At 62.5% G+C, this 22123-nt stretch carries 18 protein-coding genes; 9 read left to right on the forward strand and 9 right to left on the reverse strand.

What is annotated here, in order from left to right; translation table 11 throughout:
• Window positions 1–5: 5 nt before the first annotated feature.
• From aroB to M5C56_RS09725, 7 genes are all read right to left on the reverse strand, one after another.
• Window positions 6–1106, reverse strand: a complete 1101-nt coding sequence (gene aroB / locus M5C56_RS09695) for a 3-dehydroquinate synthase (RefSeq protein ID WP_103495029.1) — start codon at window positions 1104–1106, stop codon at window positions 6–8.
• Between the two features lie 149 nt (window positions 1107–1255).
• The gene (aroK, locus tag M5C56_RS09700) at window positions 1256–1774 is read right to left on the reverse strand and encodes a shikimate kinase AroK (RefSeq protein WP_103495030.1); all 519 of its coding nucleotides are present in this window, start codon (window positions 1772–1774) and stop codon (window positions 1256–1258) included.
• 4 nt (window positions 1775–1778) lie between these two features.
• Window positions 1779–3854, reverse strand: coding sequence for a type IV pilus secretin PilQ (gene pilQ / locus M5C56_RS09705; protein ID WP_103495043.1), 2076 nt, complete (start codon window positions 3852–3854; stop codon window positions 1779–1781).
• Between the two features lie 11 nt (window positions 3855–3865).
• Complete coding sequence (gene pilP, locus M5C56_RS09710) at window positions 3866–4393, reverse strand: type 4a pilus biogenesis lipoprotein PilP (RefSeq protein ID WP_103495031.1); 528 nt, start codon at window positions 4391–4393, stop codon at window positions 3866–3868.
• The gene (gene pilO / locus M5C56_RS09715) at window positions 4390–5019 is read right to left on the reverse strand and encodes a type 4a pilus biogenesis protein PilO (RefSeq protein WP_103495032.1); all 630 of its coding nucleotides are present in this window, start codon (window positions 5017–5019) and stop codon (window positions 4390–4392) included. Before pilO ends, pilP begins: the two co-directional genes overlap by 4 nt.
• Window positions 5016–5582, reverse strand: a complete 567-nt coding sequence (locus M5C56_RS09720; RefSeq protein WP_103495033.1) for a PilN domain-containing protein — start codon at window positions 5580–5582, stop codon at window positions 5016–5018. Before M5C56_RS09720 ends, pilO begins: the two co-directional genes overlap by 4 nt.
• Entirely contained in the window at window positions 5582–6646 is a 1065-nt protein-coding gene (locus M5C56_RS09725) for a pilus assembly protein PilM (RefSeq protein ID WP_100940406.1), read from the reverse strand. The genes M5C56_RS09720 and M5C56_RS09725 overlap by 1 nt, the downstream gene beginning before the upstream one ends.
• Window positions 6647–6849: 203 nt before the next feature.
• Here M5C56_RS09725 and M5C56_RS09730 point away from each other — a divergent pair, with 203 nt between their 5' ends.
• Window positions 6850–9285, forward strand: coding sequence for a penicillin-binding protein 1A (locus M5C56_RS09730; protein ID WP_103495034.1), 2436 nt, complete (start codon window positions 6850–6852; stop codon window positions 9283–9285).
• 215 nt (window positions 9286–9500) lie between these two features.
• Here M5C56_RS09730 and M5C56_RS09735 read toward each other — a convergent pair whose 3' ends face one another.
• Both M5C56_RS09735 and rpmE read right to left on the reverse strand, forming a co-directional pair.
• Entirely contained in the window at window positions 9501–10769 is a 1269-nt protein-coding gene (locus M5C56_RS09735) for a malic enzyme-like NAD(P)-binding protein (protein WP_103495035.1), read from the reverse strand.
• Window positions 10770–11057: 288 nt separating this feature from the next.
• On the reverse strand, window positions 11058–11279 hold the full coding sequence (gene rpmE / locus M5C56_RS09740) for a 50S ribosomal protein L31 (protein ID WP_100940403.1): 222 nt from the start codon (window positions 11277–11279) through the stop codon (window positions 11058–11060).
• A 186-nt stretch (window positions 11280–11465) separates the two neighbouring features.
• On the opposite strand from rpmE, the gene M5C56_RS09745 reads away from it, so the two are divergent.
• The 8 genes from M5C56_RS09745 (at window position 11466) to phaZ (ending at window position 22013) form a co-directional block, all read left to right on the forward strand.
• Complete coding sequence (locus M5C56_RS09745) at window positions 11466–13685, forward strand: primosomal protein N' (RefSeq protein ID WP_103495036.1); 2220 nt, start codon at window positions 11466–11468, stop codon at window positions 13683–13685.
• A 225-nt stretch (window positions 13686–13910) separates the two neighbouring features.
• Window positions 13911–15647 carry an arginine--tRNA ligase gene (argS, locus tag M5C56_RS09750; protein ID WP_103495037.1) on the forward strand — a complete coding sequence of 579 codons (1737 nt, stop codon included), beginning with the start codon at window positions 13911–13913 and terminating at the stop codon, window positions 15645–15647.
• Between the two features lies 1 nt (window position 15648).
• Entirely contained in the window at window positions 15649–16365 is a 717-nt protein-coding gene (locus M5C56_RS09755; RefSeq protein WP_103495038.1) for an SPOR domain-containing protein, read from the forward strand.
• A 294-nt stretch (window positions 16366–16659) separates the two neighbouring features.
• Window positions 16660–17190, forward strand: coding sequence for an ATP-dependent protease subunit HslV (hslV, locus tag M5C56_RS09760; RefSeq protein ID WP_103495039.1), 531 nt, complete (start codon window positions 16660–16662; stop codon window positions 17188–17190).
• 44 nt (window positions 17191–17234) lie between these two features.
• Window positions 17235–18572: an ATP-dependent protease ATPase subunit HslU gene (hslU, locus tag M5C56_RS09765; protein WP_103495040.1), complete on the forward strand. Its 1338-nt coding sequence runs from the start codon at window positions 17235–17237 to the stop codon at window positions 18570–18572.
• A 125-nt stretch (window positions 18573–18697) separates the two neighbouring features.
• Complete coding sequence (locus M5C56_RS09770; protein WP_103495041.1) at window positions 18698–19078, forward strand: DUF971 domain-containing protein; 381 nt, start codon at window positions 18698–18700, stop codon at window positions 19076–19078.
• A gap of 241 nt (window positions 19079–19319) precedes the next feature.
• The gene (gene phaC / locus M5C56_RS09775; RefSeq protein WP_152737762.1) at window positions 19320–20999 is read left to right on the forward strand and encodes a class II poly(R)-hydroxyalkanoic acid synthase; all 1680 of its coding nucleotides are present in this window, start codon (window positions 19320–19322) and stop codon (window positions 20997–20999) included.
• A 156-nt stretch (window positions 21000–21155) separates the two neighbouring features.
• On the forward strand, window positions 21156–22013 hold the full coding sequence (gene phaZ / locus M5C56_RS09780) for a poly(3-hydroxyalkanoate) depolymerase (protein ID WP_103496428.1): 858 nt from the start codon (window positions 21156–21158) through the stop codon (window positions 22011–22013).
• The last annotated feature ends 110 nt before the right edge of the window (window positions 22014–22123 follow it).

Here is a 22123-nt window from a genome sequence, read left to right on the forward strand (position 1 = left end):
TCCTATCAACCTTTAAGCTGAGCCAGAGTGCGGTAGTCCGCCCCCAGCGTGGCCTGTAGAACTTCTTTCGGATAATCGTCGGTTACCACGGCTTCGCCCATTCGGCGCAACAACACCAGGCGCAGGCGACCGTCGATCACTTTCTTGTCAATTGCCATGTGTTCGAGAAAATCGGCTTCGGTCATTTCTTCCGGCGGAATCACCGGCAAGCCGGCACGCTGGAACAGGCGAATACCGCGATCACGCTCCTGGGCACTGATCCAGCCCAGCCGCATGGACATTTCCAGCGCCATCACGGTACCCGCCGCCACGGCTTCACCGTGCAGCCAGACACCATAGCCCATGTGGGTTTCGATGGCATGGCCGAAGGTGTGCCCGAGATTGAGGGTGGCGCGTACGCCGGACTCGCGCTCATCGGCACCGACCACCGCGGCCTTGGCCGCGCAGGAGCGCTCGATGGCGACGGTCAGGGCACTCTGGTCAAGGGCGCGCAACTGGTCGACGTGCTCTTCCAGCCAGGTCAGGAACGGCTCGTCGCAGATCAGGCCGTACTTGATCACTTCCGCCAGGCCCGCCGACAGCTCGCGCGGCGGCAGGGTGTTGAGGGTGGTGGTGTCGATCAGCACCACATTGGGCTGATAGAAGGCACCGACCATGTTCTTGCCCAGCGGATGGTTGATCCCGGTCTTGCCGCCCACCGACGAGTCGACCTGGGACAACAGGGTGGTCGGCACCTGGATGAAATCCACGCCGCGCTGGTAGCAGGCCGCGGCAAAGCCGGCCATGTCGCCGATCACCCCGCCGCCGAGGGCGATCACGGTGGTGCGGCGGTCATGACGGGCGGTCAGCAGGCCGTCGAAGATCAGTTGCAGGGTTTCCCAGGTCTTGAAGGCCTCGCCATCGGGCAACACCACCGAAACCACGGAATAGGCTGACAGACTGCGGGTCAGACGCTCGAGGTAGAGCGGAGCGACGGTTTCATTGGAGATGATCGCAACCTGCCGACCGGCAATGTGCGGCGTCAGCAGCCCAGGCTGGTCCAGCAGCCCTTCGCCAATGTGAATCGGGTAGCTACGCTCGCCAAGATCGACCTTAAGTGTCTGCATGTGTCCCCACAGTGAAGATGGACGCGTGCGTCCAGTCTCAGGATTAACGATTGTCGGCGGCGTCTGGTATCGACGCGGCCCGATGGCTTCAAGCCATGACCGACACCGAGCATGTCGGTGGTCGAGGATAGCGCATTTCCTCCCGCGCTTTAACGGGGAGGCAGCTGCTGCAAGCGTTCAAGGATGTCCAATACCACCATGCGTGGCGGCCGCTCATCGGTTTCCACCACCAGGTCGGCGATTTCCCGGTACAGCGGATCACGGATCGCCAACAGGTCGCGCAGGGTCTTGGCCGGGTCGGCGGTGCGCAGCAACGGCCGGTTGCGGTCACGGGCCGTGCGCCCGACCTGCTGCTCCACCGAAGCGTGCAGGTAGACCACCCGACCGCCGGCGTGCAAGGCCTGGCGGTTTTCGCCGCGCATGACCGCGCCGCCGCCGGTGGCCAGGACCACGCCGTCGGCCGCGCACAGCTCGGCAATCATCGCCTGCTCGCGGTCGCGAAAGCCGGGTTCGCCTTCCTTGTCGAAGATCCACGGAATATTCGCACCGGTACGCAGTTCAATTTCCTTGTCGGAATCTTTGAAAGGCAGGCGCAGCTCTTTGGCCAGCAATCGGCCTATGGTGCTCTTTCCAGCCCCCATAGGCCCTACAAGAATCAAATTTCGCACAGAATCAACGACTCACAGCAATCGCCTGGTTATTCATGATACGCGGAGTCAGGAATACCAGCAGCTCGGATTTTGCTTCCGAAACGATGTCTCGACGGAAGAGGCGGCCAACATACGGCACATCGCCGAGAAATGGCACCTTCTCTTCGGTTTTGCTCTGGGTATTGGAGAACACGCCACCGATCACCACGGTCTCGCCGTCATTGACCAGGACCTTGGCGTTGACCTGGTTTTTCTTGATCGGCGGCACGTTGTTCAGCACGTTCTGGTAGTCCGGTTCATCCTTGGTCACCTTTACTTCCATGATGATCCGGTTGTCCGGGGTGATCTGCGGGGTCACTTCCAGGGACAGCGAGGCCTCCTTGAAGGCCACCGAGGTCGCGCCGCTGGAGCTGGATTCCTGGTACGGAATCTCCGTACCCTTGAGGATCTTCGCGGTTTCCTTGTCGGAAGTGACCACCTTGGGCTGGGACACCACTTCGCCGTTACCGGTTTTTTCCATGGCACTGAGTTCCAGGTCCAGGGTCGTGTTGTTGGTCACGAAACCGATGCCGATCCCGGAAGTGGCGGTGGTGGCGCCAAGGTCGACGAACGGGGTGCTGGCGCTCTGGCCGGTCAGCTTGGAAAGAGTCGGCGAGCCGCCCGAGGTGTTCCAGTTGCCGCCGCTGATCTTGCCACCCCAACGGGCGCCGAGCTGTTTGTCGTAACCGACGTTGGCTTCGACGATCCGTGCCTCGATCATCACCTGGCGCACCGGGATGTCCAGTTGGGCGACGATGCGCCGCAGTTCGTCGAGGCGGTCCTGGGTCTGGTAGGCGATGATGTTGTTGGTGCGATCATCCACGGTGATCGAGCCGCGCTCGTCGGCCTTGGACTCGGCACTGGTCACCGACTGGAACAATTTGGCGATATCCGCCGCTTTCGCGTAGTTGACCTGCAACAGCTCGCGGCGCAAGGGCGCCAGTTCCGCGATCTGCTTCTGCGACTCCAGCTCCTGGCGCTCGCGGGCGGCGATCTCGTCCGCCGGAGCCACCAGCAGCACATTGCCGATCTTGCGTTTGTCCAGTCCCTTGGTTTTCAGCACCAGGTCCAGCGCCTGGTCCCAGGGCACATTCTGCAGGCGCAGGGTGATACCGCCCTGCACTGTGTCACTGGCCACCAGGTTGAGGTTGGTGAAATCGGCGATCAGTTGCAGCACCGAACGCACGTCGATGTCCTGGAAGTTCAGCGAGAGCTTTTCGCCGCTGTAGACAAAACGCTCGGCATTACGCCGCTGCAGGTCGTCGACGGTGAGCGGGCGCACGCTGATGGTCAGCTTGTTGTCGGTCTGGTAGGTCGAGTAATCGAAGGCGCCGCTGGGCTCGATGGAAATGCTCGCCTTGTCGGCGACCACGCTGGCGTTGACGAACTGCACCGGGGTGGCGAAATCCTTCACATCCAGGCGCACCCGCAGGGGATCGGGCAACTGGGTCTTGGCGAAATCCACGCTGATCTTGCCGCCACGCTCCTGGATATCCGGGCTGATGGTCGGATCGGACAGTTCGATGACCACATTGCCTTCACCCTGCTCGCCGCGCTGGAAGTCGACATTGCGGATTGCCCGGCCTGCCGCTACATAGGGCTTGGGCGCCGCTCGCGGTGGAACCGATACCGCCGCGGCGGGCCTTGGCGCTCCGGCCTGGACCGGAGCGCTCGAACCGCCGCCCTGGCCTACCACCACAAACAGGTTGCTGCCTTCGATACGCGTGCTGTAAGGCGCCAGCTTGGTCAGGTTGATGATCAGCCGCGTGCGATCCTTGGCCTCGACCACGGTCACGCTGCGCGCGTTGCCCACGCCCAGGTCACGGGTCTTCTTGACCAATTGGCTGGTGACACCGGTCAGGTCCAGGGCGATACGCGCCGGCTGGTCGGTGGTGTAGCCGTGGGGCGCGGCGGGCGGGCTGTCGAAGCCCAGCTTCAGCTCGACCCGATCTCCGGGCAGCGCCGCCACATCCAGGCTTTGCAGGTTGGCCGCCAACACCATCGGCGACACCAGCGCTATCCATAGCGAAATGCCGAGGGATGAAATAATCCTGTTCATATCGAATTCCACTATGAGTGCTCTTTCAAAGGGATGGAGCGCGGTCGTTCCAGCCAGGCGCCTTCGCCGTCCGGAACGATCTCGATCACCTCGACCTGGGAATCAGTGATAGCCACGATACGGCCATCATTGCGGCCCAGGTAGTCGCCCACTTTCAATCGATGGACACCGCCGGCCCCACGCACCAGGGCAAAGGTGCCACTGGCGTTGGAGAGGGTACCGACCATTTCGAACTGCTCGATGTTGAAGCCTTCGAGGAATTGCTTGGTCCGATTCGGATCAGGCTTGACCTCGTGGGAACCTTTCTGGCGATTGACCAGATCGATCTTCATCGGCGGCTGGAACGGGCTGCGTAGCGCAGCGGCACTGTAGGTGAACATCTCGAAGGCGCGAAATTTCGGCGTAGGCTCGATATTGCCCGCCGGCCGCGCGCGCACTTCCTTCATGTACGCATCGAGGTCGCTGAAGTCGTTGCTGTTGCCGCAACCGGCCAGCATCAGCGTCAACAGGGCCAGGCAGATCCCATGCAAGCGGCTCATTTCTGCAGCCCCTTGTCGTTGTAGCGATAGGTCTTGGCCAGGATGCTCATGCGCAATTTGGTGCCGCCGGCCGGTGAGGCTACGACCGGCTTGATCTCGAAATCATGCAGGGTCACGATCCGTGGCAGGGCCGCCACGCCGCTGACGAAGGTGGCCAGGTCGTGATAGGCGCCGGTCACGGTAATCTGGATCGGCAGCTCGATATAGAACTGCTGGGTGACTTCCGGCAGGAGCTTGATCTCCTCGAACTCCAGCCCGCTGCCCAGCCCCGTGCGCGTGATGTCCTCCAGCAACCCCGGCACCTCGGTGTCGCTCGGCAACTGCTTGAGCAGGGTGCCGAAGGAGGTTTCCATATCCTCCATCTGCCGGGTATAGGCTTCAAGGTTCGCGGCCAGGTGGGCCTTGGTGGCGAACTGCTCCTTGAGGGTCACTTCCGTCAAGCGCTGCTGGTCCAGTTGATCGGTGAGGTCCTTGATGTAGAAGTTGTAGCCCAGGGCCAGCACCAGGATCGCGGTCAGTATGCCGCTAGCGACCTTGACCACCGCCGGCCAGGAGCCGATGTTCTGCATATCGAGGTCGCCGAGATCGACCTTGCGAAGGTTTTCCAACCAGAGGGAGACATTCATTTAACCACCCCCTCTGGTTTCGGCTGGGTCTGGCGCACGCTCAGTTGGAAAGTGTTGGCCTGGTCCACCGCGCCGGCGGTGGTCGCCTTGACCTCGGTCAGCGTCGGCGCGGTCAGCCAATCGGAGGCCTCGAGGTTACGCATCAGGTCCGACACCCGGTTGTTGGACTCCGCCGCGCCGGTGATCGCGATGGTCTTGTCAGTCATCTTCACTGCGGTGAAATACACGCCGTCCGGCAGGGTCCGCACCAGTTGATCGAAGATCCGCCCGCTGATGGAGCGGTTGCCCTGCAGGTCCTGGATGATTTTCATACGCTCGATCAGTTGCTGGCGACGTGCCTTGAGCTCGCTGATCTGCTTGATCCGGCCGTCGAGCTGGGCGATTTCCTTGTTCATGTAGGCATTGCGCGCGACCTGGCGGTCGACGGCACCGCTGAAGTACTGGTCGGTCAGCAACACCACGCCGACCGCCGCCACCAATACGCCGACCAGGGCGGTGAGGAAACGTTTGCGGCGCTCTTCACGCAGTTGCTCGCGCCAGGGCAGAAGGTTGATCCGCGCCATCAGTCGAAACTCCTCAAGGCCAGACCGCAAGCGATCATCAGGGCCGGCGCATCACTGGCCAGGGCCCCGGCATTGACCTTGCTGCTCAAGGCCATGTCGGCGAAGGGGTTGGCCACCAGGGTCGGCGTACCGAGCCGCTGCTGGATCAGGTGATCGAGCCCGGCAATCGACGCGGTGCCGCCGGCGAGCAGGATGTAGTCGACATCGTTGTACTGTCCGGAGGCAAAGAAGAACTGCAGGGAACGCGACACCTGCTGGACCACCGCATCCTTGAAGGGCTGCAACACCTCGGCGACGTAGTCGTCGGGCAGGCCGCCCTGTTTCTTCGCCAGCCCCGCCTCCTCGTTGGACAGGCCGTAGCGGCGCTGGATTTCCTCGGTGAGCTGGCGACCGCCGAACAATTGTTCGCGGGTATAGATGATGCGGCCGTTATGCAGGACGCTGAGGGTGGTCATGGTCGCGCCGATATCCACCACCGCCACCGTCAGCTTCTCGTGGTCGCTGGCCAGTTGCGCGGCGAGCAGGCCGAAGGAACGCTCCAGGGCGTAGGCCTCGACATCGACCACCTGGGCTTCGAGCCCGGCCAGGGCCAGGGCTGCCTCGCGGACCTCGACGTTTTCTTTCCGACAGGCGGCAAGCAGGACTTCGACACGCTCGGGATTGCGCGCCGAATAACCCTGGATCTCGAAGTCGATGGCCACTTCTTCCAGGGGATAGGGAATGTACTGGTCGGCCTCGATCTTCAGCTGGTTTTCCATTTCGTCATCGGAAAGCCCGGCATCCATCTCGATGGTCTTGGTGATCACCGCGGAACCGGCCACGGCCACCGCCACGCCGCGCACATTGGTCTTGGCCTTGAGCAGCACCCGTGCAAGGGCCTGCCCGACGCCTTCGAGCTCGGCGATGTTCTTTTCGACCACGGCATTGGCTGGCAACGGTTCCACGGCGTAGGACTCGACCCGATATCGATTGCCTGAGCGGCTCAATTCGAGGAGCTTTACCGAGGTGGAACTGATGTCGATCCCCAGGAGCGAATGCGCTTTTTTGCCAAAGAGTCCAAGCACTACCGATTCCCTATTACTATCCGCGACTTACGGACCCTTTATGATGATGGGCATTTAATAGCAGTCTTGACATAAGCGCAAATGACGCTCACGCCCAAAAATGCTTATAATGCCCAGCGTTTTTTTCCGAATCGCCGAACCAGCGCTTGCTGCGAATTTAGCCTGACGCCTAACCCATTCTTTTATCTGGAAATCCACAAGCCTTGATTCGTCTGCTGAAGTTTTTCGGGTGGTCTTTCGTCGCCGTGTTCTGCGGGCTGCTGCTCGTCCTGAGCGGCGCTTTTCTTTATCTTAGTCCGGGCCTGCCGTCCGTCGAGACTTTGCGCAGCATACAATTGCAGATTCCGCTCAGGGTCTACACCAGCGATGGCAAGCTGATCGCCGAATTCGGCGAGATGCGCCGTTCGCCCCTTAAATTCGCAGATATTCCGCCCAATTTCATCAACGCCCTGCTGAGCGCCGAAGACGACAACTTCGCCAACCACTATGGCGTAGACCCCAGCAGCCTGATGCGCGCCGCAACCCAATTGGTCAAGAGCGGGCACATCCAGTCCGGCGGCAGCACCATCACCATGCAGGTGGCGAAGAACTTCTTCCTGTCCAGCGAGCGTAGCTTCTCGCGCAAGACCAACGAAATTCTTCTCGCCTTGCAAATCGAGCGCCAGCTGACCAAGGACGAGATCCTCGAGCTGTACGTGAACAAGATATACCTGGGCAACCGCGCCTACGGTATCGAAGCGGCGTCTCAGGTTTATTACGGCAAGTCGATCCGTGACATCACCCTGGCCCAGATGGCCATGATCGCCGGCCTGCCGAAGGCGCCGTCGCGGTTCAACCCGCTGGCCAACCCGGTGCGCGCCAAAGAGCGCCGCGACTGGATCCTCGGCCGCATGTACAAGTTGGGCAAGATCGACGAGGCCGCCTACCAGGCCGCCATCGTCGAGCCGATCAACGCCAGCTATCACGTACCGACGCCGGAAGTGAACGCGCCGTACATCGCCGAAATGGCCCGTGCGGAAATGGTCGGTCGCTATGGCAGCGAAGCCTACACCGAAGGTTTCCGCGTCACCACCACCGTGCCGAGCAACCTGCAGGAGCTGGCCAACCACTCGATTGAAGAAGGCCTGATCGCCTACGACCAGCGCCACGGCTACCGTGGACCGGAATCGCGGCTGCCGGGCAAGACCCGTGACGCCTGGATCGCCGAGCTGGGCAAGCAGCGCACCATCAGCGGCCTGGACCCGGCCATCGTCACCCAGGTGGACAAGGCCAGCCTGCACGTGCTGACCCGCAACGGCCCGGAAATCGTCAACTGGGACAGCATGAAGTGGGCCCGCCCGTACCTCAACACCAACAGCCTCGGTGCCGCCCCCAAGCAACCGTCCGACGTAGCCCAGGTCGGCGACCTGATCCGCGTCCAGCGCCAGGCCGACAACAGCCTGAAGTTCAGCCAGGTACCGGTGGCCCAGGGCGCCCTGGTCTCGCTTGACCCGCAAAACGGCGCGATCCGTGCACTGGTCGGCGGTTTCGCCTTCGAGCAGAGCAACTACAACCGCGCCACCCAGGCCAAGCGCCAACCGGGTTCGAGCTTCAAACCGTTCATCTACAGCTCCGCGCTGGATAACGGCTACACCCCGGCCAGCCTGGTGAACGATGCGCCGATCGTGTTCGTCGACGAATACCTGGACAAGGTCTGGCGGCCGAAAAACGACACCAACACCTTCCTCGGCCCGATCCGCTTGCGCGAGGCACTGTACAAGTCGCGTAACCTGGTCTCGATCCGCCTGCTGCAAAGCCTGGGCGTCGACAAGACCATCGACTACATCGCCAGATTCGGCTTCAACAAGCAGGACCTGCCGCGCAACCTGTCCCTGGCCCTGGGTACCGCAACCCTGACGCCAATGGAAATTGCCACCGGCTGGAGCACCTTTGCCAACGGCGGCTACAAGATCACCCCCTACCTGATCGACAAGATCGAAAGCCGCAACGGCGACACCCTGTTCGTCGCCAATCCACCAAGCGTGCCGACCGGCGCGGCGGCCAGCAGCGGCATCGCGGCACCAAGCCAACCGTCGTTCACCGTCAACAGCACCAGTGAAGCCCCAGCACCGGCTGCCCAAGCCCCAGCGGTGGCCGAGCGGATCGTCGACGGACGGACCACCTTTATCCTCAACAGCATGCTCGAGGACGTGATCAAGCTCGGTACCGGGCGTCGTGCCCTGGCCCTGGGCCGTGGCGACCTGGCGGGCAAGACCGGTACCACCAACGACTCCAAGGACGCCTGGTTCACCGGTTACAACGCCGACTACATCACCACCGTCTGGACCGGTTTCGACCAGCCCGAAAGCCTGGGCCGTCGCGAGTTCGGCGGCACCGTGGCGCTGCCGATCTGGATGGACTACATGGGCGCCGCACTGAAGGGCAAGCCGTTGCACACCCAGGCGGAGCCGGAAGGCATCCTCAGCCTGCGGGTGGATCCGATCAGCGGTCGCGCGGCAACCCCGGGCACGCCGAACGCCTACTTCGAACTGTTCAAGAGCGAAGACACACCGCCGTCGGTCAACGAGATCGGCAATGGCGGCAGCGCCCCGGGCAGTCCGCTGCCGGCGGACGAGGCGGCGCCGATCGATCTGTTCTGATCCGAGAGAGCGGCCACAGTGCCGCCCTTGCAGGAGCCTGGTTTGCCAGCGATGGCGTCCGCATGAACGGTGCAAGGCTCAAAGGGCTCTTCGCTGGCAAGCCAGGCTCCTACAAAGGACCGCGTTCAGCCTGGTTGCCCACACCGCTCAAACGGCAGCCACAAAAAAGCCCCGACTCATTCGAGCCGGGGCTTTTTGTTTGACGCTACAACAGCTTAGCCGTTGAACACATCATCCACGCTTTTCAGCGGGTAGTTCTTCGGATACGGCAGGGTTGCCACACCGGTCTCGATCGCGGCTTTGGCCACGGCATCGGAGATCAGGGTGATCAGGCGGGCATCCATTGGTTTCGGAATGATGTACTCACGACCGAATTCCAGCTTGATACCGCCGTAGGCGTCGCACACTTCCTGAGGCACCGGCAGCTTGGCCAGTTCGCGCAGGGCGTTGGCGGCAGCCACTTTCATCTCTTCGTTGATGCGCTTGGCGCGAACGTCCAGGGCACCACGGAAGATGAACGGGAAGCCGAGGACGTTGTTGACCTGGTTCGGGTAGTCGGAACGACCGGTGGCCATGATCACGTCGTTGCGAGTGGCGTGAGCCAGCTCTGGCGAGATTTCCGGATCCGGGTTCGAGCAAGCGAACACGATCGGGTTGGCCGCCATCGACAGCAGGCCTTCAGCGTCCAGCAGGTTCGGGCCGGACAGACCGACGAACACGTCAGCGCCTTTCAGGGCGTCAGCCAGGGTGCGCTTCTCAGTGGCGTGGGCGAACACCGCCTTGTACTGGTTCAGGTCGTCACGGCCAGCGTGGATCACGCCAGTACGGTCAACCATGAAGATGTTTTCGATCTTGGCGCCCATGCTCACCAGCAATTTCATGCAGGAGATGGCGGCAGCGCCGGCGCCCAGGCAGACGATCTTGGCTTCCGGCAGGGTCTTGCCAGCGATTTCCAGGGCATTGATCATGCCGGCCGCGGTGACGATCGCGGTGCCGTGCTGGTCATCGTGGAACACCGGAATATCGCACTGCTCGATCAGAGCACGTTCGATCTCAAAGCACTCAGGGGCCTTGATGTCTTCCAGGTTGATGCCACCGAAGGTGATGGAGATACGCTTGACGGTGTCGATGAAGGCTTGCGGGCTTTCCGAATCGACTTCGATGTCGAACACGTCGATACCGGCGAAACGCTTGAACAGCACGCCCTTGCCTTCCATCACTGGCTTGGAGGCCAATGGGCCGAGGTTACCCAGGCCGAGAATCGCGGTGCCATCGGAAATGACTGCAACCAGGTTGCCCTTGCCAGTGTACTTGTAGGCCAGCTCAGGATCGCGGGCGATTTCGCGTACTGGTTCGGCGACGCCAGGGCTGTAGGCCAGCGACAGGTCACGGGCGGTGGCGGTGGCTTTGGTGAGCTCGACGCTCAGCTTCCCCGGACGAGGATTGGCATGATATTCGAGAGCGGCAGTTTTCAAATCTGACATGTGGGCATTCCGCTTTTTACTGTGGGACAGACGGACCGCCGAGGATACGCGTGTCGCCAAGTCCTCACAAGACTGACCAGTCACAGGTGTCAAGCACCTGTCCCTACGACTTTGGCCCAAGAGCCAGGAAACACAAGGGATAAACTGTTCACAATCATGCAGAAAAATGTCTACAATTTTTTATGCGGCGGCCGCTGATACAAACAGCGCCCACAAAAAAGGCGTCCACGGGGGACGCCTTTTTTATCGACCGGGAAAAACCAGCGATTTTTCCCGGAGCGATCAGCCTCAGGCCTTTTTGACAGCGCCGAACATGCCGAAACGGTCGGCGAACTTCTGTACGCGGCCGCCAGTGTCCAGGGTCTTCTGCTTACCGGTGTAGAACGGGTGGCATTCGTTGCACACGTCGATTGGCAGAGCTTTGCCATGGGTCGAACGGGTCACGAACTTGTTACCGCAGCTGCAGGTAACGTCGATGTCTACGTATGCTGGATGGATATCGGCTTTCATGGGGACTTCCTCAGGCTGGCGTGCCGCCGCTCAACACGATTGTTGAACACCGCACGTAATTTAGCCGGCGATCATACCAGACCTTTTGCCCGGCGCAAGTGGCCAGCGTGCCCTCCGTCGGGAAGACACTGCCCGAGCCGTCTGCTAGGCTCGCGCCCTCCACGAACCCCTCCCAGAGAGAACCGCGTGCCCGACGCCATCCTGCGCCTTGCCCTGCCCTCGCCACTGCGCCGCCTGTTCGATTACCGGGCGCCGGAGGGTGTGCCGCGTAGCGCGTTGCAGCCCGGCATGCGCCTGCGGGTGCCGTTCGGCCGCCGGGAGATGATCGGTATCCTGGTGGAAATCGCCGAGCACAGTGAAGTCCCGGCGGAAAAGCTCAGGCGCGCCACGGCCCTGCTCGACGCCAGCACGCCGCTGCCGCCGGCGCTGTTCAAGCTGTGCCTGTGGACCGCCCAGTATTATCAGCACAGCCTCGGCGACACCCTGAGCTGGGCGCTGCCGGTGCTGCTGCGCCAGGGCGAGCCGGCCGAAGCGCGCCAGGACCGCTTCTGGTCGATGGTCCCCGGCGCCCGCCTCGACGATCCGCGCATCGCCCGCGCCCCGCGCCAGCGCGAAGCCCTGGCGACACTGGCGCAGCATCCCCACGGCGTGGCCCATCAACTACTGAGCAAGCTGATGCTGAGCAAGGACAGCCTCGACCTGCTGCTGGCCAAGGACCTGGTGCGTGTGGAGGTTCGCCGCCATGCGCCGAGCGAGCGTCACGAACACTGGCTGGCGCAACCGGAGCTGCCGCTCAACAGCGAGCAACGCGCCGCCTGCGAAGCGATCCGCGCCGGGTTCGACAGTTTTCATGCCTTCCTGTTGGCCGGGGTCACCGGCAGCGGCAAGACCGAAGTCTATCTGCAACTGATCCGCGAGACCCTGGAAGCCGGCAAGCAGGCGCTGGTGCTGATCCCGGAAATCAACCTGGGGCCGCAGACCCTGGTGCGTTTCGAGCAACGCTTCAACGCCCGCATCGCCCTGCTGCACTCGGCGGTGAACGACCGCGAGCGCCTGGACGCCTGGCTCGCCGCCCGCGACGGCGAAGCCGACATCATTATCGGTACCCGTTCGGCGTTGTTCACCCCGATGAAAAACCCCGGTCTGATCATCATTGACGAAGAGCACGACGGTTCCTATAAACAGCAGGAAGGCCTGCGCTATCACGCCCGCGACCTGGCGCTGGTGCGCGCGCGCCAGGAAAACATTCCGATTGTGCTGGGTTCGGCCACGCCATCCCTGGAAAGCCTGCACAACGCCTACACCGGGCGTTATGGCCTGTTGCGCCTGAACGAACGCGCGGGCGGGGCCAAGCAGCCGCGCTTCCTGCGCCTGGATGTGAAAAGCCGGCCACTGGACAGCGGCATTTCCGGACCGATGCAGCAGGCCATCGGCCAGACCCTCGCCGCCGGCCAGCAGGTGTTGGTGTTCCTCAATCGCCGCGGCTTTGCGCCAACACTGCTGTGCCACGACTGCGGCTGGATGTCCGAATGCTCGCGCTGCGATGCACGCATGACCGTACACCAGCGCTCCGGCGAACTGCGCTGCCATCACTGTGGTTATGTCGAGCGGGTACCGCGCAATTGCCCGCAGTGCGGCAAGGTCGACCTGCGCCCGGTGGGTGCCGGGACCGAGCGCGCCGAGGAGCGCCTGGGCATCCTGTTTCCCGATTACCCGGTGCTGCGGGTCGACCGCGACAGTACCTCGCGCAAGGACGCGATGAACCAGCTGTTCGCTACTATCCAGAAAGGCCAGCCGTGCATCCTGGTCGGCACGCAGATGCTTGCCAAAGGCCATCACTTTCCCCGGGTGACCCTGGTGTCGATCCTCGATGCCGACGGCGGCCTGTTCTCCGGCGACTTCCGCGCCAGCGAGCGCATGGCCCAGTTGATCGTCCAGGTGGCGGGCCGGGCCGGGCGGGCGGAAGAGCCGGGCAAGGTGATTATCCAGACGCACCTGGCGGACCATCCACTGTTGATTCAGCTGACCGAGCAGGGTTATTTCGCCTTTGCCGAACAGGCTTTGAGCGAGCGTCGGGCGGCTGGCTTGCCGCCGTTCGCACACCTGGCCCTGCTGCGGGCCGAAGCCCATAAGCCGGGGCAGGCCGAGAGCTTTCTCGATGAAGCCTGCAGCGAGGCCGAGCGTTTGCTGGCCGAGATGAACCTGGGCGGCATCGAACTGCTGGGGCCGGTGCCGGCGCCCATGGAGCGCCGGGCCGGACGTTATCGGGCGCAGTTGTTGTTGCAGGCCAATGGCCGGGCCTCGCTGCACCGATTGTTGAGCAGTTGGTTGCTGGTGTTGGAGCAAATGCCCAGCGGGCGGCAGGTGCGCTGGTCGTTGGATGTCGATCCCGTAGATTTGTATTGATCCGACGGACGCCTTCGCGGGCAAGCCCTGCTCCTACAGGACCGAGTCGTACGCAAATACTGTGAACGACTCAAACTTGTAGGAGCAGGGCTTGCCCGCGAATAGGCCCGCCCAGACGCCACAAGTCCGTAACCGGTTGGCAAGCTCGTCCCGGCAACGGATAATGCCCAGTTTTTCCACCTGCGCATCGAAGCGCCGCCGCGCATGCGGTCGAAAGAGAAGACCATGAAAGACACCATTCGCCAGCTGATCCAACAAGCCATCACCCAACTCGTCACCGAAGGTGTGTTGCCTGAAGGGCTGACGCCGGCGATCCAGGTGGAAAACACCCGGGACAAGACCCACGGCGACTTCGCCAGCAATATCGCGATGATGCTGGCCAAGCCGGCCGGTCTCAAACCCCGCGACCTGGCGGAAAAAATCATCGCCGCCCTGCCCGTCGCCGACAGCGTGAGCAAGGCCGAGATCGCCGGCCCCGGCTTTATCAACTTCTTCCAGAACACCCAGGCCCTGGCCGCGCGCCTCGACGCCGCCCTGGCCGACGCCAGCATCGGCGTGCACAAGGCAGGCCCGGCGCAACGGGTAGTGGTCGACCTCTCGGCCCCCAACCTGGCCAAGGAAATGCACGTCGGCCACCTGCGTTCGACCATCATCGGCGACGGCGTGGCGCGCGTCCTCGAGTTCCTCGGTGACACCGTGATCCGCCAGAACCACGTCGGCGACTGGGGCACCCAGTTCGGCATGCTGATGGCCTACCTGCAGGAAAACCCGATTACCAGCGACGAACTCTCGGACCTGGAAAACTTCTACCGCGCGGCCAAGAAACGCTTCGACGAATCCCCGGAGTTCGCCGACCGCGCCCGCGGCCTGGTGGTCAAATTGCAAGCCGGCGACCCGGATTGCCTGGCGCTGTGGACCCGCTTCAAGGACATCTCGCTGTCCCACTGCCAGAAGATCTACGAACTGCTGAACGTCAAACTGACCATGGCCGACGTGATGGGCGAAAGCGCCTACAACGACGACCTGATCAACGTGGTCAACGACCTCAGGGCCAAGGGCATGCTGGTCGAGAGCAACGGCGCCCAGTGCGTGTTCCTCGACGAGTTCAAGAACGCCGAAGGCGAACCGCTGCCAGTGATCATCGTCAAGGCCGATGGTGGCTATCTGTATGCCACCACCGACCTGGCCGCCGTGCGCTACCGCAGCAATGTGCTGAAAGCCGATCGCGCGCTGTATTTCGTCGACCAGCGCCAGGCCCTGCACTTCCAGCAGGTGTTTGCGGTGGCACGCAAGGCCGGCTTCGTCGGCCACCCGATGGACATGGAGCACATGGGCTTCGGCACCATGAACGGCGCCGACGGCCGCCCGTTCAAGACCCGCGACGGCGGCACCGTGAAGCTGATCGACCTGCTGACCGAAGCCATGGACCGCGCCTACCTGCTGGTCAAGGAAAAGAACCCGGAGCTGGCCGAAGACGAACTGCGCACCATCGCCCGCGTGGTGGGCATCGGCGCGGTCAAGTACGCCGACCTGTCCAAGCACCGCGCCAGCGACTACAGCTTCAACTTCGAGCTGATGCTCAACTTCGAAGGCAACACCGCGCCGTACCTGCTGTACGCCTACACCCGCGTGGCCGGTGTATTCCGCAAACTGGGCACGGATTTCAGCCAGGTTGAAGGGCAGATCGTCCTTGAAGCGCCCCACGAGCACGAACTGGCCGCCAAACTGGCGCAGTTCGGCGAAGTGCTCGGCAGCGTTGCCGAGAAAGGCACGCCGCACGTGCTGTGCACCTACCTGTACGATGTCGCCGGGCTGTTCTCCAGCTTCTACGAGAACTGCCCGATCCTGTCCGCCGATACCGCCGAACAGAAACAGAGCCGCCTGCGCCTCGCCGCGCTGACCGGTCGCACCCTCAAGCAAGGCCTGGAGTTGCTGGGTCTGGAAACCCTGGAGCGTATGTAAGTTGGCTGCCAAGAAAACCCCAGCACCCAAACGTGGCGCCAGCCGTTACCAAGCTCCTGCGAAAAAGCCGATCCCGGGCTGGTTGTGGCTGGCGATCGGCCTCGGCGTGGGCGCGTTTATCGTGTTCCTGATGAAGCTGGAGCCGGGCAAGGGCGATGACATCAAGCGGGTCAAGCAGGAACAGCTGAAGGCGAGCAAGATCGCCGAAGCCAACAAGACCCCACCGAGCCCGACCCAGCCGGTCAAGCCCAAGTACGACTTCTACACCTTGCTGCCGGAATCGGAAGTCATCGTGCCACCGGAAGCCGTGCCAGAGAAAACCCTGCCGACGCCGCAGACCGTGCCGACGCCGACCACCCCGGTGACCCCGGCCGAAGCGGCGAAGATCGATACCGCGCGGGCCCAGGCCGCGCTGTCCGGGATTACCCCTCCACCGCCGCCGCCCGTGGCTGTGGCCGTGGCCAAGCCGGCAGCGGTGACACAGTTCTTCCTGCAGGCCGGCTCGTTCCGCAAGGAAGCCGATGCGGACAAGGTCCGGGCGCAGATCATCCTGCTCGGGCAGGCCGTAGCGGTGGAGTCCGGGACTGTGAAGGACGAGACCTGGTACCGGGTATTGGTCGGACCGTTCAGCAATCGCGAACAACTGACCAAGGCACAGAAACAACTGGCTGGCAGCGGTTTCAACAATCTGCTGCTGCAACAGCGCCAGAGTCGCTGACGGGCGCCAAGCCTGTGGGAGCGTTGCTTGTCGGATCGCCGCGAAGCTTTTGGCGGTCTTGAGGGCCCCTTCGCGAGCAAGCTCTGCTCCTACAATTTTGTGGCGTACATAAGCCTCATATACGACACGGAACTGTAGGAGCTGGCTTGCTGGCGATAGCAATCGTTCAGACAAAACAAACCTCGCCCGCCTACACCACTCATCCCCTCATCCCGCCCACGGTTGAAAAACCCACCACCACCCCCATATGAGTTTCCATCAGGCATTTTCGCCCCGCTGCGTGGAGATTCTCCCTTGACCACCATCGTTTCAGTTCGTCGCCACGGCAAAGTCGTCATGGGCGGCGACGGCCAGGTTTCCCTCGGCAACACCGTCATGAAGGGCAACGCGAAAAAAGTCCGGCGCCTCTACCACGGCGAAGTCATCGCCGGTTTCGCCGGTGCCACCGCCGACGCCTTCACCCTGTTCGAGCGTTTCGAAGGCCAGTTGGAAAAACACCAGGGTCATCTGGTCCGCGCCGCTGTCGAATTGGCCAAGGAGTGGCGTACCGACCGCTCCCTGAGTCGCCTGGAAGCCATGCTGGCGGTCGCCAACAAAGATGCTTCACTGATCATCACCGGCAACGGCGACGTCGTTGAACCGGAAAACGGCCTGATCGCCATGGGCTCCGGTGGTGGCTACGCCCAGGCCGCGGCCAGCGCACTGTTGAAGAAAACCGATCTGTCGGCCCGGGAAATCGTCGAAGCCGCCCTGGGTATCGCCGCTGACATCTGCGTCTTCACCAATCACAACGTCACCATCGAGGAGCAGGACCTCGCGGAATAACCAGCCTGTCCGGCTGCCCGTTCCCGCTTGAGGACCCACATATTATGTCCATGACCCCCCGCGAAATCGTCCACGAACTCAATCGCCATATCATTGGCCAGGACGATGCCAAGCGCGCCGTCGCCATTGCCCTGCGCAACCGCTGGCGGCGGATGCAGCTCCCCGAGGAGCTGCGCGTCGAGGTGACCCCCAAGAACATCCTGATGATCGGTCCGACCGGTGTCGGCAAGACCGAAATCGCCCGGCGCCTGGCCAAACTGGCCAACGCCCCGTTCATCAAGGTCGAAGCGACCAAGTTCACCGAAGTCGGCTATGTCGGCCGTGACGTCGAATCGATCATCCGTGACCTGGCCGACGCCGCGATCAAGCTGCTGCGCGAGCAGGAGCTGGTCAAGGTCCGCCATCGTGCCGAAGACGCCGCCGAGGAACGTATCCTCGACGCCCTGCTGCCACCGGCACGCATGGGTTTCAACGAAGATGCCGCCCCGGCCCAGGACTCCAACACCCGCCAGCTGTTCCGCAAGCGCCTGCGCGAAGGCCAGCTGGATGACAAGGAAATCGAAATCGAAGTGGCCGAGTCGTTCGGCGTCGAGATCGCCACGCCGCCAGGCATGGAAGAAATGACCAACCAGTTGCAGAACCTGTTCGCCAACATGGGCAAGGGCAAGCGCAAGAGCCGCAAGCTCAAGGTCAAGGACGCGCTCAAGCTGGTCCGTGACGAAGAAGCCGGGCGCCTGGTCAACGACGAGGAGTTGAAGGCCAAGGCCCTGGAAGCGGTGGAACAGCACGGTATCGTGTTTATCGACGAAATCGACAAGGTCGCCAAGCGCGGCAATGTCGGCGGTGCCGACGTATCCCGTGAAGGCGTACAGCGCGACCTGCTGCCGCTGATCGAAGGCTGCACGGTGAACACCAAGCTGGGCATGGTCAAGACCGACCATATCCTGTTTATCGCCTCCGGCGCGTTCCACCTGAGCAAGCCGAGCGACCTGGTGCCCGAGCTGCAAGGCCGCCTGCCGATCCGTGTCGAACTCAAGGCCCTGAGCCCGGAAGACTTCGAGCGCATCCTCAGCGAACCCCATGCCTCGCTGACCGAGCAGTACCGTGAACTGCTGAAAACCGAAGGGCTGACCATCGAGTTCATGCCGGACGGCATCAAGCGCCTGGCGGAAATCGCCTGGCAGGTCAACGAGAAGACCGAGAACATCGGTGCCCGTCGCCTGCACACGCTGCTCGAGCGCCTGCTGGAGGAAGTCTCGTTCAGCGCCGGCGACCTGGCCAGCACCCACAGCGAAGAGCCGATCCGCATCGACGCCGAGTACGTCAACAGCCACCTGGGTGAATTGGCGAAGAACGAAGACCTGTCGCGGTATATCCTCTAAGGAGCACATCGCGCCCCTGTAGGAGCAGGGCTTGCCCGCGAAGCTTTTGGCGCCCTCAAGGCCCCCTTCGCGGGCAAGCCCTGCTCCTACAGGATTCGCTTACACAGACGGATCGCAGGCTTCCCATGACCACCCGACTCCCCACCGCCATCAACCTGCACAAAGCCTCGAAAACCCTGACCCTCAAATACGGTCCGGACGAGGAATACCACCTGAGCGCCGAATTCCTGCGGGTGCACTCGCCTTCGGCCGAGGTCCAGGGCCACGGCAAGCCCATCCTCCAGTTCGGCAAGCTCAACGTCGGTTTGAGCCAACTCGAACCCGCCGGCCAGTACGCACTGAAATTGACCTTCGACGACGGTCATGACAGCGGACTGTTCACCTGGGACTACCTCTACGAGCTCGCCCGTCGCCAGGATGACTTGTGGGCCGATTATCTTGCCGAACTCAAAGCCGCCGGAAAATCCCGCGACCCGTCCGAGTCCGTCGTCAGGCTGATGCTCTAATCCGGACCTCTGGTCGTTTTGGGGGGCATTTTCTAATCACATCTGATTCAATCCCCCACGGCGTGGCTAACGATTGGCCCGCTTGCGAAAAAAATCAAACTCGGGTAACCAATGGAGCTGGCAAGTTCCGTGCATTTAACGATGTGCAATCAACGGTCACCCGAGCAGTAGTACTTGGCATTCGCTGTGCCATTTGCACAGCTGTACCCGGTACTCGTCTCAGGACAATGGAGCGTCGTAGATGAGTAACAAGAACAACGATGACCTGCAGCGGCAAGCCTCGGAAAACACCCTGGGCCTGAACCCCGTCGTCGGCTTGCGTAGAAAGGATCTTCTTACTTCTGCACGAATGGTATTGACCCAAGCCATCAAACAACCCATCCACAGCGTCAAGCATGTCGCCCATTTCGGCGTCGAATTGAAGAACGTGCTGCTGGGCAAGTCCGGCCTGCAGCCGGAAAGCGATGACCGTCGTTTCAACGACCCGGCCTGGAGCCAGAACCCGCTGTACCGACGTTACCTGCAAACCTACCTGGCCTGGCGCAAGGAGCTCCATGCCTGGATCGACGAGAGTTCGCTGTCGCCACAGGACATCAGTCGCGGCCACTTCGTCATCAACCTGATGACCGAGGCCATGGCCCCGACCAACACCGCAGCCAACCCGGCGGCGGTCAAGCGCTTCTTCGAAACCGGCGGCAAGAGCCTGCTCGACGGCCTCTCGAACCTGGCCAAGGACCTGGTGCACAACGGCGGCATGCCCAGCCAGGTGAACATGGGCGCCTTCGAGGTCGGCAAGAGCCTGGGCACCACCGAAGGCGCGGTGGTGTTTCGCAACGATGTGCTGGAGCTGATCCAGTACAGCCCCGTCACCGAGCAGGTGCATGAGCGGCCGCTGCTGGTGGTGCCGCCGCAGATCAACAAGTTCTATGTGTTTGACCTGAGCCCCGACAAGAGCCTGGCGCGTTTCTGCCTGCGCAGCCACGTGCAGACCTTTATCGTCAGCTGGCGCAACCCGACCAAGGCGCAGCGCGAGTGGGGCCTGTCGACCTATATCGACGCCCTGAAAGAAGCCGTCGACGTGGTCACCGCCATCACTGGCAGCAAGGACGTGAACATGCTCGGGGCCTGCTCCGGCGGCATCACCTGCACCGCCCTGCTCGGCCACTACGCCGCCCTCGGCGAGAAGAAGGTCAACGCCCTGACCCTGCTGGTCAGCGTGCTCGACACCACCCTCGACACCCAGGTCGCGCTGTTCGTCGACGAACAGACCCTCGAAGCCGCCAAGCGCCACTCCTACCAGGCCGGCGTGCTGGAAGGCAGCGACATGGCCAAGGTCTTCGCCTGGATGCGCCCCAACGACCTGATCTGGAACTACTGGGTCAACAACTACCTGCTGGGCAACGAGCCGCCGGTGTTCGATATCCTTTTCTGGAACAACGACACCACGCGCCTGCCGGCCGCCTTCCACGGCGACCTGATCGAGATGTTCAAGAACAACCCACTGATACGCCCCAATGCCCTCGAAGTGTGCGGTACGCCGATCGACCTGAAGAAGGTCGACGCCGATATCTTTGCCCTGGCCGGCACCAACGATCACATCACGCCCTGGAAGTCCTGCTACAAGTCGGCGCAGCTGTTCGGCGGCAAGGTCGAGTTCGTGCTGTCCAGCAGCGGCCATATCCAGAGCATCCTGAACCCGCCGGGCAACCCGAAATCCCGCTACATGACCAACACCGAGATGCCGGCCAAGGCCGACGACTGGCAGGAAAACTCTACCAAACACACCGATTCGTGGTGGCTGCACTGGCAAGCGTGGCAGGCCGAGCGCTCGGGCAAACTGAAGAAATCACCGACCAGCCTGGGCAGCAAGGCCTACCCGGCCGGCGAGGCGGCACCGGGCACCTATGTGCACGAGCGCTAGAACAGCCCTCACCCTGTAGGAGCGAGCTTGCTCGCGATGGAGGCCAACGATAATGCGGGAAACCTGACACCCCGCAGCGTCCCGGCAACCACCGCGAGCAAGCTCGCTCCTACGGAGCCGGGGCTGCAAACAGGTTTTAACCACAGGGCTTCGAGCATGCCGCAACCGTTTATCTTCCGAACCATCGATCTGGATGGCCAGACCATCCGCACCGCGGTTCGCCCCGGCAAGCCTCATATGACGCCCTTGCTGATTTTCAACGGCATCGGCGCCAACCTGGAGCTGGTGTTTCCGTTCGTCCATGCCCTGGACCCGGACCTGGAAGTCATCGCCTTCGACGTCCCCGGCGTCGGCGGCTCGTCGACCCCCAAGCGGCCCTATCGCTTCCCCGGCCTGGCCAAGCTCACCGCGCGCATGCTCGACTACCTGGATTACGGCCAGGTCAACGCGGTGGGCGTGTCCTGGGGCGGCGCCCTGGCGCAACAATTCGCCCATGACTACCCGGAACGCTGCAAGAAGCTGATCCTCGCCGCCACCGCCGCCGGTGCGGTGATGGTTCCGGGCAAGCCCAAGGTGTTGTGGAACATGGCCAGTCCACGGCGCTATATCCAGCCGTCCCACGTGATCCGCATTGCCCCGACCATCTACGGCGGCGCCTTTCGCCGCGACCCGCACCTGGCCGCCGAGCATGCCGCCAAGGTCCGCTCCGCCGGCAAGCTCGGTTACTACTGGCAACTGTTCGCGGGCCTCGGCTGGACCAGCATCCACTGGCTGCACAGGATCCGCCAGCCGACCCTGGTGCTGGCCGGTGATGACGATCCGCTGATTCCACTGATCAATATGCGCCTGCTGGCTTGGCGAATCCCCAATGCCCAGCTACACATAATCGACGACGGTCATTTATTCCTGATCACCCGGGCCGAGGCCGTCGCGCCGATCATCATGAAATTCCTCCAGGAAGAACGCCAACGGGCGGTGATGCATCCACAACCGGCGCCTTTGAAAAGCACCTAGGAGTATTCCCTGGTAGTAAGCGCACACGGGCAGGACGTCCGTGCGGCGCACAAGGTCAGCGACCGACGCCCCCGTCCGTCGCGGTCCCCTGTGTTGGTTGATAGCTTGAT

It is taken from the genome of Pseudomonas sp. MWU13-2862 (assembly GCF_023242495.1).
Lineage (GTDB): Bacteria > Pseudomonadota > Gammaproteobacteria > Pseudomonadales > Pseudomonadaceae > Aquipseudomonas > Aquipseudomonas gingeri_D.

Coding starts and splice junctions, on each gene's coding strand:
- phaC (WP_152737762.1), top strand. CDS start 19,320: ATGAGTAACAAGAACAACGATGACCTGCAGCGGCAAGCCTCGGAAAAC.
- pilP (WP_103495031.1), bottom strand. CDS start 4,393: ATGAGCCGCTTGCATGGGATCTGCCTGGCCCTGTTGACGCTGATGCTG.
- M5C56_RS09770 (WP_103495041.1), top strand. CDS start 18,698: ATGACCACCCGACTCCCCACCGCCATCAACCTGCACAAAGCCTCGAAA.
- phaZ (WP_103496428.1), top strand. CDS start 21,156: ATGCCGCAACCGTTTATCTTCCGAACCATCGATCTGGATGGCCAGACC.
- hslU (WP_103495040.1), top strand. CDS start 17,235: ATGTCCATGACCCCCCGCGAAATCGTCCACGAACTCAATCGCCATATC.
- pilO (WP_103495032.1), bottom strand. CDS start 5,019: ATGAATGTCTCCCTCTGGTTGGAAAACCTTCGCAAGGTCGATCTCGGC.
- rpmE (WP_100940403.1), bottom strand. CDS start 11,279: ATGAAAGCCGATATCCATCCAGCATACGTAGACATCGACGTTACCTGC.
- pilQ (WP_103495043.1), bottom strand. CDS start 3,854: ATGAACAGGATTATTTCATCCCTCGGCATTTCGCTATGGATAGCGCTG.
- M5C56_RS09720 (WP_103495033.1), bottom strand. CDS start 5,582: ATGGCGCGGATCAACCTTCTGCCCTGGCGCGAGCAACTGCGTGAAGAG.
- aroB (WP_103495029.1), bottom strand. CDS start 1,106: ATGCAGACACTTAAGGTCGATCTTGGCGAGCGTAGCTACCCGATTCAC.
- M5C56_RS09735 (WP_103495035.1), bottom strand. CDS start 10,769: ATGTCAGATTTGAAAACTGCCGCTCTCGAATATCATGCCAATCCTCGT.
- argS (WP_103495037.1), top strand. CDS start 13,911: ATGAAAGACACCATTCGCCAGCTGATCCAACAAGCCATCACCCAACTC.